Source organism: Streptomyces sp. NPDC093795, from assembly GCF_044764665.1.
Lineage (GTDB): Bacteria > Actinomycetota > Actinomycetes > Streptomycetales > Streptomycetaceae > Streptomyces.
The window spans coordinates 11,064-23,966 of sequence record NZ_JBIWIO010000003.1; the positions used below are offsets into that span (position 1 = coordinate 11,064).

Sequence of the window (12,903 nt, forward strand, 5' to 3'; positions counted from 1 at the left end):
GAGGGGGAGGCCGTCCGGGTACCCGCGCCGTGGTGCCCCTCGCAGGTCGTGACGACCAGGAGGCCTCCGTACATGACCGCCAACCGCATTCCGCTCTCCGAACTCGAACAGGGCATCCCGTTCGAGCAGCGGCACATCGGGCCCGACGCCGAGGCGCGCGCCAAGATGCTCGCCCAGGTCGGCTACGGCTCGCTCGACGAGCTCACGGCCGCCGCGGTGCCGGACGTCATCAAGAACACCGAGGCGCTGGGCCTGCCGGCCGCGCGGACGGAGGCCGAGGTCCTCGCGGAGCTGCGTACGCTCGCCGACCGCAACCAGGTCCTCGCGCCCATGATCGGCCTCGGCTACTACGGGACCTTCACGCCGCCGGTGATCCTGCGGAACGTGATGGAGAACCCCGCCTGGTACACCGCGTACACCCCGTACCAGCCGGAGATCTCCCAGGGCCGTCTCGAGGCCCTGCTGAACTTCCAGACCGTCGTCGCCGACCTGACGGGGCTGCCCACCTCCGGCGCCTCCCTGCTCGACGAGGGCACCGCCGCCGCCGAGGCCATGTCGCTGTCCCGGCGCGTCGGCAAGGTCAAGAACGGTGTCTTCCTCATCGACGCCGACGCCCTGCCGCAGACGATCGCCGTCATCGAGACCCGCGCCGAGCCGACCGGTGTCGAGGTCGTCGTCGCCGACCTGAGCGAGGGCATCCCCGCCGAGGTCGCCGAGCGTGGTGTCTTCGGCGTGCTCATCCAGTACCCCGGTGCCTCCGGAGCCGTCCGCGACATCAAGCCGCTGATCGACGCCGCCCACGAGCTCGGTGCGATCGTCACCGTCGCCGCCGACCTGCTCGCGCTCACCCTGCTCACCTCGCCGGGTGCGCTCGGGGCCGACATCGCCGTCGGTACGACGCAGCGCTTCGGCGTCCCCATGGGCTTCGGCGGCCCCCACGCCGGCTACATGGCCGTCCAGGACAAGCACGCCCGCTCCCTGCCCGGCCGTCTCGTGGGTGTCTCCGTCGACGCCGACGGCAACCGTGCGTACCGCCTCGCCCTGCAGACCCGCGAGCAGCACATCCGCCGCGAGAAGGCCACCAGCAACATCTGTACCGCGCAGGTGCTGCTCGCCGTCATGGCCGGTATGTACGCCGTCTACCACGGCCCCGACGGCCTCAAGGGCATCGCGCAGCGCACCCACCGGTACGCCGCGATCCTCGCCGCCGGTCTGAGGGCCGGGGGCGTGGAGCTGACCCAGGGTGCCTTCTTCGACACCCTCACCGCCCGCGTGCCCGGCAAGGCCGACGCGGTCGTGGCCGCGGCCCGTGAGGCCGGTGTCAACCTGTACCGCGTCGACGCCGACCACGTGTCCATGTCGTGCGACGAGACCACCGGGCGCGCCCAGCTCGCCGCCGTGTGGGGCGCCTTCGGTGTCACCGCCGACGTCGAGGCGCTGGACGCCACCACCGAGGACACGCTGCCGTCCGGTCTGCTGCGCTCCGACGCGTACATGACCCACCCGGTCTTCCACGCGTACCGCTCCGAGACGTCGATGCTGCGCTACCTGCGCCGGCTCGCCGACCGCGACTACGCGCTCGACCGCGGCATGATCCCGCTCGGCTCCTGCACGATGAAGCTGAACGCGACGACCGAGATGGAGCCGGTGACCTGGCCCGAGTTCGGTCAGATGCACCCCTTCGCCCCGGTCGAGCAGGCGCAGGGCTACGTCACGCTGATCAAGGAACTGGAAGAGCGGCTCGCCGAGGTCACCGGGTACGACGCGGTGTCCATCCAGCCCAACGCCGGTTCGCAGGGCGAGCTGGCCGGTCTGCTCGCCGTCCGCGCCTACCACCGCGCCAACGGCGACGAGCAGCGCACCGTCTGCCTCATCCCGTCCTCCGCGCACGGCACCAACGCCGCCTCCGCGGTGATGGCCGGCATGAAGGTCGTCGTCGTCAAGACCGCCGACGACGGTGAGGTCGACGTGGCGGACCTGCACGCCAAGATCGAGCAGTACCGCGACGAGCTCTCCGTCCTCATGATCACCTACCCGTCGACGCACGGCGTCTTCGAGGAGCACGTCGCCGACATCTGCGCCGAGGTGCACGAGGCCGGCGGCCAGGTGTACGTCGACGGCGCCAACCTCAACGCCCTGGTCGGTCTCGCCAAGCCGGGCCACTTCGGCGGCGACGTGTCGCACCTGAACCTGCACAAGACCTTCTGCATCCCGCACGGCGGTGGCGGTCCCGGCGTCGGCCCGGTCGGTGTCCGCGCCCACCTCGCCCCGTACCTGCCGAACCACCCGCTCCAGCCCACCGCGGGCCCGGAGACCGGTGTCGGCCCGATCTCGGCCGCCCCGTGGGGCTCCGCCGGCATCCTGCCGATCTCGTGGTCGTACGTGCGTCTGATGGGCGGCGAGGGCCTCAAGCGCGCCACGCAGGTCGCCGTGCTCGCGGCGAACTACATCGCCAAGCGCCTGGAGCCGCACTTCCCGGTGCTCTACACCGGTCCCGCCGGTCTCGTCGCCCACGAGTGCATCGTGGACCTGCGTCCCCTGTCCAAGGCGACGGGCGTCACGGTCGACGACATCGCGAAGCGCCTCATCGACTACGGCTTCCACGCGCCGACGATGTCGTTCCCGGTGGCCGGCACGCTGATGATCGAGCCGACCGAGTCCGAGGACCTGACCGAGCTGGACCGTTTCTGCGACACGATGATCGCGATCCGGGCCGAGATCGAGAAGGTCGCCTCGGGGCAGTGGCCCGCCGACGACAACCCGCTGCACAACGCCCCGCACACCGCGGCCGCCCTGGGCGGCGAGTGGAAGCACGCGTACACGCGGGACGAGGCGGTCTTCCCGGCCGGGGTCTCGGCCGCCGACAAGTACTGGCCGCCGGTGCGCCGGATCGACGGTGCCTTCGGTGACCGGAACCTGGTCTGCTCGTGCCCGCCGATGGACGAGTACGACCACTGAGTCCGTGAGCGTGGCGGGGGACGCGTACCGCCGCTGAGCATGGCGTGAGGGCCGGTGCGGAGATTCTCTCCGGGCCGGCCCTCGGCGTTTCCTGGATGTCGCTCGTACGGCTTCGGGCCGCGCCCTCAGGCGGCGGTCGTCACCCGTCCCACCGTCAGCGGCCGGTGCGGGGCGATGATCTGCCCGTCCGGCAGCAGTTCACCGGTGTCCTCGAAGAGCAGGACGCCGTTGCACAGCAGGCTCCAGCCCTGCTCCGGGTGGTGGGCCGTCGGTCGGGCCGCCTCCCGGTCGGCGGAGTCGGCGGTGGGACAGGCAGGCTGGTGCTGGCACATGGGTGGGTTCTTTCGCTGCGTCGTGGTGGATGTCCTGCGGCTCTTCGCGCTCATCGCCGCCCCCGTCGGTCGGTTCGGTTCCGGTCCCAGTCTTGCCCCATGGACGCCCTTCCGCAGGTATTTCGCGACAGCTCGTCCTCTCCTGGGAAGACGCGTCACCCGCAGGGGCGGTTCAGCTCAACTGCACCGTCTCTTCGGGTGGTTCGGGATGGCCCGAGCGGGCTAGTCCGTCCGGGAGGGGTGTTCGGGTGGCGTGTTCGGGCGGGATGTCCGGACAGCAGTGCGCCCCGTGACCCGGGCGGGTCACGGGGCGGTGGTGCGCGTGCGGTGTATCAGGCGGGCGCCGGCGAGCCCATGAGGGGCGGCGGCGCGAGTCGCGTACTGAGTACGGGCAGGAGATCGGCGATCTGATAGGCGCGGTGGGCCGCGATCCCCGGCGGCGCGGGGGCGAGCGGCACCATCAGGTCGGCCGCGGCCGGGGCGGCGGTGGCACCGTCCGCCTCCGGGTCGGCGTGCAGCCACAGGGTCAGCATGTAGAGCTCTGGTACGGAGAGCAGCCGCGGCTGGTACGGGACGGGGAGCGCCTCGGCCTGGAGCAGCGCCCGCTCGGTGGCGGTGACGTACGGCCCCTCGAAGAAGTGCGAGAAGGACCAGCCGTCGGGGGTGAGCATGGTGTCCGCGGCGGCGATCGCCCGGTCTCCGCTCCTGATGAGGAAACGCCAGCCGGCGAGCCGGATGCGGGGAGCGTGGCCCGCTGCTCCGGTGACGTCCAGGACGTGCACGGGCAGGGGGAGTTCGGGGCTCAGTGGTCCCTGCGCGGCCCGCAGGGCGGGGGTTCGCGCCTCGTGGACGGCGGTCGGGGAGCCGAGGGCCGCGAGGACACTGCGGAGGGCCGGCGCAGGGGCCGGGGAGGGTCGGAGCATGGTGGGTCGCCTCTCGCTCAGGAGACACGGTGATGCGTGGGCAGGTACGACGGCGCTGTCGGCGGGCGGGGCCAGAGGAGGGCCACATGGCCATGGCCCGGGCGCCAACACTCTGCCTCGTCCGCGGAGTTTATACGACACGTGTTCACAGAGTGTTTCCGCTAGACGTCGTCGATATTCCTGACAAGGCGTCATCAGGCCGTAAATCACGGGCTGTAGAAGCGGAATCCCGCGGTGGTGCCGCTCTCACCTGCTTATTCCTCGCGGAGGCGGACGGCTGAATGTCGACCCGGGGTTCCGTGACAATAGGACATTGGTATATGTCGATTGCCCTGTGCCCTCGGAATGTGCCGGTGGGGTGCTGCATCCAGCCTATCGTCCGACAGCACTGTTCCGCAGGCGTTGTGGATCAGCGAGGTGGGCATCATCGTCCGTGACACGCGGCCGTGGTGGCGGCCGGCCACTCGGGGAGGGACGCTTCGATGGGGGAGAAGGTCGTGGCCGACGGGTTCGGCCCGTCCGACCGGCAGCAGTACCGGAGAAAGCTCCAGCAGTGTCTCGCGGGGCTGGCGAGGCTGTTGGCGGAGAAGCGGTTCGACCGTCCCCGCAATCTCATGGGCGTGGAGATCGAACTCAATCTCGCCGGCGCCGACGGGCTGCCCCGCATGCTGAACGGGCCGGTTCTGGAAAAGATCGCGAGCCCCGATTTCCAGACGGAACTCGGATTGTTCAACCTCGAAGTGAACATCGCGCCCCACCAGCTCGGTGGCCGTGTTTTCGACCGGCTCGCGGAGGAGATCGGAACCGGAATCGGATACGCCGACCGCAAGGCGGCGGAACTCGACGCCGGGGTCATCATGATCGGGATACTTCCCACGCTCACGCAGGACGACCTGGTCTTCGAGAACCTCTCGGCCGCCGACCGTTACACGCTTCTCAACGACCAGATCCTCGCCGCCCGTGGCGAGGACTTCACGCTCGACATCCACGGCGTCGAACGCCTTCTGTGCACCTCGGAGTCGATCGTGCCCGAGGCGGCCTGCACCTCGGTCCAGCTCCACCTCCAGGTGACGCCCGCCCGGTTCGCGGCCGTGTGGAACGCGTCGCAGGCGGTGGCCGGCGTCCAGATCGCGCTCGGCGCCAACGCGCCCTTCGTCTTCGGCCGTGAACTGTGGCGCGAGTCGCGGCCGCCGCTGTTCCAGCAGGCCACCGACACCCGCCCGCCCGAACTGCAGGCGCAGGGCGTCCGGCCGCGCACCTGGTTCGGGGAGCGGTGGGTGGACTCGGTCTACGACCTCTTCGAGGAGAACCTCCGCTACTTCCCCGCCCTGCTGCCCATCTGCGACGAGGAGGACCCGCTCCTCGTCCTCGACGAGGGCGGGGTGCCGCGCCTGGCGGAACTCGTCCTGCACAACGGCACGGTCTACCGCTGGAACCGGCCCGTCTACGGCTGGGTCGACGGCGTCCCGCACCTGCGCGTCGAGAACCGGGTGCTGCCGGCCGGGCCGACCGTCACCGACGTCATCGCCAACGCGGCCTTCTACTACGGGCTCGTACGCTCGCTCGCCGACGACCCCCGGCCGGTCTGGAAACGCATGACCTTCGAGGACGCCGAGGCCAACTTCGACACGGCCTGCCGCCATGGCATCGAGGCGGAGCTGCGCTGGCCCCGCTCGGGTCGCGCGGGCGGCATCGCGACCGTGCCGGCGGTCCGGCTCGTCCTCGACGAACTGCTGCCGCTCGCCGCGGCCGGGCTCGACGCCTGGCACATCGAACCCGCCGACCGGGACTTCTACCTCGGGGTGATCGAACAACGCTGTCTGCGACGGGTGAACGGCGCCTCCTGGCAGGCCGATACCTTCCACCGGGCCCTGGAGTCGGGCCTCGACCGTGAGGCGGCGCTCGCGGCGACGACCCGCCGCTACCGGACCCTGATGCACGCGGGCGAACCGGTGCACACCTGGCCGGTGGGCATCGGCTGAGCCCCCTTCCCACCGGTGACGCCTGCCCGGGCAGGGGAGCGGGCGGCCCGGCGGCCGATCATGGCAAAGTGGTCGGGGCCGCCGGAACGGCGTCCGCCGTCCGCGACCGGGAAGTGGAGACAGGTGTGGTGTCGGAGCAACGAGTCAGTGATGCCGCCCTGCCCCCCGACGGTCCGCCCCGGCGGGTGCTGCGCTCCGAGACGCTCATCGTCCTGGCGCTCTCGCTCGGGGCGAGCGCCGTGTCGTCCCTCATCAGCTTCATCGGCTCGCTGACCAAGTCCGCGGCACTGAAGGAGCAGGCGGCCACGCTCAACGGCTCGTACGCCCTGGGGCGTCCGTGGCTCGACCTGTCCTGGCAGCTCTTCGGTATCGCCACGGCCCTCGTGCCGGTCGTGCTCGTCGCCCATCTGCTGCTGCGTGAGGGTTCCGGACTGCGGGCGCTCGGCTTCGACCGGACCCGGCCGTGGTCCGACCTCGGGCGCGGGACGCTGGTCGCGGCGGGCATCGGGAGCGCGGGTCTCGCCTTCTACCTGGCGATGCGGGCGAGCGGGTTCAACCTGACCGTGGTGCCCGAGTCGCTGCCCGAGGTGTGGTGGAAGTACCCGGTACTGATCCTCTCGGCGATCCAGAACTCCGTCCTGGAGGAGGTCATCGTCGTCGGGTATCTGCTGCGCAGGCTCGGCCAGTTGGGGTGGACGCCGATGGCTGCCCTGGTGGCGAGCTCGGTGCTGCGGGGCTCGTACCACCTGTACCAGGGGATCGGCGGCTTCCTCGGCAACGTGGTGATGGGCGTGGTCTTCGTCCTGCTGTACCGGCGCTGGGGCCGGGTCGGGCCGCTGGTCGTGGCGCACGCGCTGCTCGACATCGTGGCCTTCGTCGGGTACGGGCTGCTCGCGGGGAAGGTGGGGTGGCTGCCCACGATGTGAACGGGTCGTGGGTGAGGGGCATACGGAGGTTTCCGTATGCCCCTTCGTGTGTGCGTGGCCGTGTCGGGTGCCGGTCGCCGGGTGTCGGGGGCCGGGGTCGGTCAGGCGTGCAGGTCGCCCTCGATGACCGTGACCGCGTGGCCGTTCAGCAGGGTGCGCTCGCCGCGCAGGCGGGTGCGGACGATTCCGGTGCGGGCGCCGCCCTGGAGGCCGACGAGGTCGTCCCGGCCGAACCGGGCCGACCAGTAGGGGGCGAGTGCGGTGTGGGCGCTGCCCGTCACCGGGTCCTCGTCGATGCCGACGGCGGGGAAGAAGCCGCGGGAGACGAAGTCGTAGCCGCGGTCGGGGCGTTCGGCGGCGGCGGTCGCGATGACGCCGCGCGTGGAGAGGCTCTTCAGGGCGGCGAAATCCGGGGCGAGCCCGCGCACGGTGGCCTCGTCGCGGAGCTCGACGACGAGGTCGCCGACGTGGACGGCCGTGTCGTGGACGGCGAGGACCTCGGCGCCGAGCGCCTTCTCCAGGCCGTCGGGGACGGGGACGGGGGCGAGGGAGGAGGTCGGGAAGTCCATCGTGATCGTGCCGTCGGGCTCGGGGGTGGCGCCGAGGAGGCCGCAGCGGGCCGCGAAGCGGACGGGGCCGCTCGCCGTACCCGTGGAGTGCAGGACGTGGGCGGTGGCCAGCGTGGCGTGGCCGCACATGTCGACCTCGGTGGTGGGTGTGAACCAGCGCAGGGCCCAGTCCGCCTCGCCGCCGGCGGGCAGCGGGTGGGCGAAGGCCGTCTCGGAGAGGTTGACCTCCGCGGCGACCCGCTGCAGCCAGGTGTCGTCCGGGAAGGAGTCGAGAAGCAGGACTCCGGCGGGGTTGCCGGAGAAGGGCTGGTCGGTGAAGGCGTCGACGATTCGGATCCGCATGCCGTCGACCGTACCCGGGGCGGATTTCGGAGGGCCAAGGCCAATCGCGGAGAACTGGACGGGACGGGCGCCCCGTCGGGACGGGGGCCCCGGGGTGGGCCGTGATCTGTGCCGTGATCCGTGGGGATGCTCGAGGCAGTCGGATTGCTTGCTCGTCGAACACTTCCGATATATCGTTGAGGCATCGCGACAGTTCGACGATGGAATCTCGATGGAAGGAGCGTTGCGATGCGTTCACATGGACACGAGTACGGAAACGGACACGGAGCCGGTCGTGGAGGCTGTGGCCCCGGGCCTCGCGGTGACTTCGAGGGACGGCGTGCCGCGTTCGGCCCCTTCGGGCCGGGCTTCGGCGGCGGGCCTTTCGGTGGCGGTCGTGGCCGCGGCGGCGGTGGCGGCCGGGGGAGGGCGCGGCGCGGTGACGTGCGGGCCTCGATCCTGGCGCTCCTGAAGGACCGCCCGATGCACGGCTACGAGATGATCCGCGAGATCGGCGAGCGCAGCGACGGGGCGTGGAAGCCCAGTCCCGGCTCGGTCTACCCGACCCTCCAGATGCTGGAGGACGAGGGGCTGATCACCAGCGAGAGCGAGGGCGGCAAGAAGCTCTTCACGCTCACCGACACCGGGCGCGCCGAGGCCGAGGACGGTCCCGAGGCTCCTTGGGAGGAGGCCGGGCGCGGTGTCGACTGGGAGGCGCTGAACGAGGTCCGGCAGGCCGGCTTCGGTCTGATGGAGGCGTTCGGGCAGGTCTGGAAGACCGGCACGCCCGAGCAGCGGCAGAAGGCGGTCGGCGTGATCAACGAGGCCCGGAAGAAGCTGTACCTGATCCTGGCCGACGAACACTGAGTCGATGTACGTGAGTCGATGAGTGGTGGCCGGCGGCGGTCGGAAGCGACGAAGGGCCCCGCGGCGTGCGCCGCGGGGCCCTTCCGTGTGTCCTTGTCAGGTGACCAGGGCCGAGAGCTTGCGCAGCGACTCGGTCAGTGCCGTCGTCGCCGAGTCCTTGAGCTTTCCGGCCATCAGGGAGACCGCCGCGCCGGTGAACTCGCCGTCGATCCGCATGCGCGTCGCGCCCCCGTCCGCCGCCAGCGCGTAGCGCGTGGTGACCAGGACGCCCATCGGGCCCTTGCCCTTGATGGCGAAGGCGCGCTCGGCCTCCAGCTCCTCGACCGTCCAGAGCACCTCGGCGGGGAAGCCCATCAGCTTCATGTTCTCGGTGAAGGTGGCGCCCGTCTCCAGGGCGGTCGGGCCGCCGTTCGGGAAATCGGTGTGGGTGGCGTTCCACTCGCCGTACGAGGAGAAGTCCATGAGCCGCGCCCACACCTTCCCGGTCGGCGCCTCGATCCGTGCCTCCGCGCTGACTTCGGCCATGAGACCACCCCTTCACGCGTGCCCACTGGGTTCCGGTGTCGCGGAACGTAGCCGGGCGGCCGTGAACATTCAATACTGATGAACCGTCAGTTCTGCGGTCGTCGGGCCCGCGCCGTCGCCGATCCACCAGATCTCGGCCGCGTCGAAGCTGTCGGAGGCGCGCGGTGCACCGTCCTCCTCGTGGCAGTGGAACGCCGCCCAGAACAGATCGGCCGGCAGCGCCTCCCGGGGTGCGTACACCCGGTAGACGTACTGCCGCCCGTCGCGCGCGAGCAGAGCCACCATCCAGAACACGACTGGAAAGACGTACGGGAAAGGGCCCGTGGTTGCGTCGGGGGCGCAAAGCAAGGCGGCGCGCGCCCCGTGGGGGGCGATGCACGCGATCTCATCCGTAAGGAGGAGGAACCGCGCGCGCGTGCCCAACTCCGGTGGGATGCGGACATGCTTCTCCCTGGCGATGTCCCGGCCGCCCGGGGCTGGTGAGGTGGGAGGGTGCACCGTCCCGTCCCGCTTCCCCAGTCGGTTCCTCGGCCGGCCCCTCAGTCCCTCCCCCCGTCGCTTCGGCAGCCGCTCGGGCAGCCGCTCGGGCAGCCCGTCGCTCCGCGTGCGGAGCTCGCACCCCTCCTGATGCCGTCGCTCATGACGGTCGTCACGGGCGCCCGCCGCCGGGCCCTCCGGGACGGGGACCGCCAGATCGACACCGCCCACCTCCTGCACGCCCTCCTGGAGTCCGACCCCGAGGCCGGGGCCGCGTTCGAGGGCGATCACCAGCTCGCCCGCGTCCTCGGCTATCTCGTCCAGCGGTCCATCGGCTACGGTCTGCGCTGGCAGCGCTCGGTCGAGGACTCGGCCGCCGGACGCCTGCTGCCCGCCGTACGCGGGACCGAGCCGCTGGACCCCCGGGCCTCCGGCTGGTCACCGGCGGCGTCCGCCGCCCTGGAGGAGGCCTTCCGGCGGGCGGCTGAACGCGGCGACGCCCAGGCGCGCGGTGTGGACCTCCTGGCCGTCATCGCCGCCGACGCCGAGAGCCGGGCCGTCGAGGTGCTGCGCAAGGCCGGCGTCGATCCGGTCGCGCTGATCGCCCGTATCGGGGAGTGGTGAGCGCCGTATCCGCGCTGCGGAGGGGGGCCGTGCGGGTCGTGAGGGCGAGCCGTCTCAACAGGTGTAACGGGGGTTACGGGCCTGACCGAGCCCTGTCATCATGGCCCGATGCACGCGTCTCAGGGGAGAAGCGCCGGCCTGGGACTCGCCCTGGCCTCGGCCTTCGCATTCGGTGGTTCAGGAGTGGCGGCCAAGCCACTCATCGAGGCGGGACTCGACCCGCTGCACGTGGTGTGGCTCCGGGTCGCCGGCGCCGCGCTCGTCATGCTGCCGGTGGCCTGGCGCCACCGCGATCTGCTGCGCCGTAAACCCGCGCTCCTCGCGGGCTTCGGACTGCTCGCCGTCGCCGGTGTCCAGGCCTTCTACTTCGCCTCGATCTCCCGCATCCCCGTCGGCGTCGCCCTCCTCATCGAGTACCTCGCCCCGGCCCTCGTCCTCGGCTGGGTCCGCTTCGTCCAGCGCCGGCCCGTCACCCGCGCCGCCGCCCTCGGAGTCGTCCTCGCCGTCGGCGGCCTCGCCTGTGTCGTCCAGATCTGGTCCGGGCTCACCTTCGACCTCGTCGGTCTGCTCCTGGCGCTCGCCGCGGCCTGCTGCCAGGTCGGCTACTTCGTCCTCTCCGACCAGGGCGCCGACGAGGACGGACAGGCCGACCCGCTCGGCGTCATCGCGTACGGGCTGCTCATCGGCGCGCTCGTGCTCACCGTCGTCGCCCGCCCGTGGGGCATGGACTGGGCACTCCTCGGCGGCACCGCCGACATGGACGGCCGCGCCGTGCCCGCGTGGCTGCTGCTCGGCTGGATCGTGCTGATCGCCACCGTGCTCGCGTACGTCACCGGCGTCATCTCGGTGCGCCGGCTCTCCCCGCAGGTGGCGGGTGTCGTGGCCTGTCTGGAGGCCGTCATCGCGACGGTCCTCGCCTGGGTGCTGCTCGGCCAGCACCTCGACGCGCCGCAGATCATCGGCGGCACGGTGGTTCTCGTCGGTGCCTTCATCGCCCAGTCCTCGACGGCTAAGGCGGCGGCCGGGGCCGGGTCCGGGCCCGTGGCTGGTTCGGGGGCGGGGGTCGGTGCCGGTGCCGAGGTCGGGGCTGGTGCCGAGGGTGAGACCGAGGTGGGGGCCGGGGCGGACGCCGGGGGTGGGGAGCGGGATGCGGAGTTGTCCGCCGGGCGGACAGCCCCGTAAGGTGCCGATCATGCATTCGACCGTCCTTCCGCCTCCCGCCCTCTAGGCGCGCGGCGACTCTCCTCGACGAAGACCGGGCTCGGCCGGGCGACTCCTCGCCCCCGAGTGGTTCGTCGCTGCCCGCGCGCGGAGCTGAGCGACCACCTTTCCCTCCTGTCTTCCACGGAGAAGTCACGTGTCGAACTCTTCGGAATCCGCCCTGTCCGTCGGGCGGAGCCTGCTCTATCTGATCGTCGCCGGGATCGCCTGGGGCACGGCCGGCGCCGCCGCCTCACTGATCTTCCGCATCAGCGACATGGGCCCGCTGGCCCTGTCCTTCTGGCGCTGCGTGGGCGGCCTCGTCCTGCTGCTCGGCGCACTCGCCCTGCGGCCTCGGCGCGAGGCCGCCCGTACGACCCGGGAACCGCGCGGCCGGCGGACGGCCCGCATCCTCGCCACGGGGATCGGCCTCACCGTCTTCCAGAGCGCCTACTTCGCCGCCGTCCAGGCCACCGGCCTCGCGGTCGCCACCGTCGTCACCCTGGGCGCCGGGCCCGTGCTCATCGCGGTCGGCGCCCGGCTCACCATGGGCGAGCGCCTCGGCCGTGGCGGCGTCGTCGCCGTCACCGGGGCGCTCGCCGGGCTCGTCGTCCTCGTCCTGGGCGGCGGGGCGGCGGAGGTACGGCCGCTCGGTGTCGCCCTCGCGGTCGTCTCGGCGGCGGGGTACGCGGCGATCACCCTGCTCACCCGTTGGCTCGGCCGCGGCGGCGGCCGAACGGACGCCCTGGCCACCACCACCTGGGCGTTCGCGATCGGGGCGGCCGGGCTGCTGCCCGCGGCGCTCGCGGAGGGACTCCTCCCGCACACCGACGCGCCCGTGAGCGTGCTGCTGCTCCTTGTGTACGTGGCGGCCGTGCCGACGGCGCTCGCGTACGCGCTGTACTTCGCGGGTGCGGCGGTCGTCCGGGCCGCCACGGTCTCCGTGATCATGCTTCTGGAGCCGGTGAGCGCGGCCGTGATCGCCGTGTCGCTGCTCGGCGAGCGGCTGACCGCCGCCGTCGTGCTCGGCACGCTGCTGCTGCTCGCCGCCGTCACGGGGCTTGCCTACGCGGAGGCGCGGACGGCGGCGGCTGAGCGTCGGCGGGAGGCGGTGGCAGTGTAGGGGGTGGGGTCGGGCCGGCGGCCCTGCCCTGACCGGCTGGTCAGGTTGGGCCGGCTGGTCGGGGCGGGGCGGGGTG

At 71.9% G+C, this 12,903-nt stretch carries 12 protein-coding genes; 7 read left to right on the top strand and 5 right to left on the bottom strand.

The window, feature by feature from the left end; genetic code table 11:
* The first annotated feature begins 72 nt into the window (after positions 1-72).
* Positions 73-2,958, top strand: coding sequence for an aminomethyl-transferring glycine dehydrogenase (gene gcvP, locus ACIRB7_RS08855; RefSeq protein ID WP_403594462.1), 2,886 nt, complete (start codon positions 73-75; stop codon positions 2,956-2,958).
* A gap of 125 nt (positions 2,959-3,083) precedes the next feature.
* On the opposite strand, the gene ACIRB7_RS08860 is transcribed toward gcvP, so the two are convergent.
* The gene (locus ACIRB7_RS08860; RefSeq protein ID WP_351220283.1) at positions 3,084-3,290 is read right to left on the bottom strand and encodes a DUF5999 family protein; all 207 of its coding nucleotides are present in this window, start codon (positions 3,288-3,290) and stop codon (positions 3,084-3,086) included.
* Between the two features lie 332 nt (positions 3,291-3,622).
* Complete coding sequence (locus ACIRB7_RS08865) at positions 3,623-4,213, bottom strand: hypothetical protein (protein WP_403594465.1); 591 nt, start codon at positions 4,211-4,213, stop codon at positions 3,623-3,625.
* 482 nt (positions 4,214-4,695) lie between these two features.
* On the opposite strand from ACIRB7_RS08865, the gene ACIRB7_RS08870 reads away from it, so the two are divergent.
* Both ACIRB7_RS08870 and ACIRB7_RS08875 read left to right on the top strand, forming a co-directional pair.
* A complete protein-coding gene (locus ACIRB7_RS08870; protein WP_403594467.1) occupies positions 4,696-6,195 on the top strand; it encodes a glutamate--cysteine ligase in 1,500 nt (499 codons plus the stop codon).
* Between the two features lie 128 nt (positions 6,196-6,323).
* Complete coding sequence (locus ACIRB7_RS08875) at positions 6,324-7,121, top strand: CPBP family intramembrane glutamic endopeptidase (RefSeq protein WP_403594470.1); 798 nt, start codon at positions 6,324-6,326, stop codon at positions 7,119-7,121.
* A gap of 101 nt (positions 7,122-7,222) precedes the next feature.
* Here the strand turns inward: ACIRB7_RS08875 and ACIRB7_RS08880 are convergent, their stop codons facing one another.
* Entirely contained in the window at positions 7,223-8,032 is an 810-nt protein-coding gene (locus ACIRB7_RS08880; protein WP_403594472.1) for a PhzF family phenazine biosynthesis protein, read from the bottom strand.
* A 228-nt stretch (positions 8,033-8,260) separates the two neighbouring features.
* On the opposite strand from ACIRB7_RS08880, the gene ACIRB7_RS08885 reads away from it, so the two are divergent.
* The gene (locus ACIRB7_RS08885; protein ID WP_403594475.1) at positions 8,261-8,878 is read left to right on the top strand and encodes a PadR family transcriptional regulator; all 618 of its coding nucleotides are present in this window, start codon (positions 8,261-8,263) and stop codon (positions 8,876-8,878) included.
* 96 nt (positions 8,879-8,974) lie between these two features.
* Here ACIRB7_RS08885 and ACIRB7_RS08890 read toward each other — a convergent pair whose 3' ends face one another.
* Together ACIRB7_RS08890 and ACIRB7_RS08895 are read right to left on the bottom strand one after the other, a co-directional pair.
* Positions 8,975-9,403, bottom strand: coding sequence for an SRPBCC family protein (locus ACIRB7_RS08890; protein WP_403594478.1), 429 nt, complete (start codon positions 9,401-9,403; stop codon positions 8,975-8,977).
* Positions 9,404-9,472: 69 nt separating this feature from the next.
* Complete coding sequence (locus ACIRB7_RS08895; protein ID WP_389536435.1) at positions 9,473-9,697, bottom strand: hypothetical protein; 225 nt, start codon at positions 9,695-9,697, stop codon at positions 9,473-9,475.
* A 345-nt stretch (positions 9,698-10,042) separates the two neighbouring features.
* Here ACIRB7_RS08895 and ACIRB7_RS08900 point away from each other — a divergent pair, with 345 nt between their 5' ends.
* The 3 genes from ACIRB7_RS08900 (at position 10,043) to ACIRB7_RS08910 (ending at position 12,827) form a co-directional block, all read left to right on the top strand.
* Positions 10,043-10,504 carry a Clp protease N-terminal domain-containing protein gene (locus tag ACIRB7_RS08900; protein WP_403594481.1) on the top strand — a complete coding sequence of 154 codons (462 nt, stop codon included), beginning with the start codon at positions 10,043-10,045 and terminating at the stop codon, positions 10,502-10,504.
* A gap of 108 nt (positions 10,505-10,612) precedes the next feature.
* A complete protein-coding gene (locus tag ACIRB7_RS08905; RefSeq protein ID WP_403594484.1) occupies positions 10,613-11,686 on the top strand; it encodes an EamA family transporter in 1,074 nt (357 codons plus the stop codon).
* A gap of 175 nt (positions 11,687-11,861) precedes the next feature.
* Entirely contained in the window at positions 11,862-12,827 is a 966-nt protein-coding gene (locus ACIRB7_RS08910; protein WP_403594487.1) for a DMT family transporter, read from the top strand.
* Positions 12,828-12,903: the final 76 nt, after the last annotated feature.

Excerpts from the sequence above, each read along its gene's own strand:
- gcvP (WP_403594462.1), top strand. The coding sequence starts at position 73 with ATGACCGCCAACCGCATTCCGCTCTCCGAACTCGAACAGGGCATCCCG.
- ACIRB7_RS08860 (WP_351220283.1), bottom strand. The coding sequence starts at position 3,290 with ATGTGCCAGCACCAGCCTGCCTGTCCCACCGCCGACTCCGCCGACCGG.
- ACIRB7_RS08865 (WP_403594465.1), bottom strand. The coding sequence starts at position 4,213 with ATGCTCCGACCCTCCCCGGCCCCTGCGCCGGCCCTCCGCAGTGTCCTC.
- ACIRB7_RS08870 (WP_403594467.1), top strand. The coding sequence starts at position 4,696 with ATGGGGGAGAAGGTCGTGGCCGACGGGTTCGGCCCGTCCGACCGGCAG.
- ACIRB7_RS08880 (WP_403594472.1), bottom strand. The coding sequence starts at position 8,032 with ATGCGGATCCGAATCGTCGACGCCTTCACCGACCAGCCCTTCTCCGGC.
- ACIRB7_RS08885 (WP_403594475.1), top strand. The coding sequence starts at position 8,261 with ATGCGTTCACATGGACACGAGTACGGAAACGGACACGGAGCCGGTCGT.
- ACIRB7_RS08890 (WP_403594478.1), bottom strand. The coding sequence starts at position 9,403 with ATGGCCGAAGTCAGCGCGGAGGCACGGATCGAGGCGCCGACCGGGAAG.
- ACIRB7_RS08900 (WP_403594481.1), top strand. The coding sequence starts at position 10,043 with ATGACGGTCGTCACGGGCGCCCGCCGCCGGGCCCTCCGGGACGGGGAC.
- ACIRB7_RS08905 (WP_403594484.1), top strand. The coding sequence starts at position 10,613 with ATGCACGCGTCTCAGGGGAGAAGCGCCGGCCTGGGACTCGCCCTGGCC.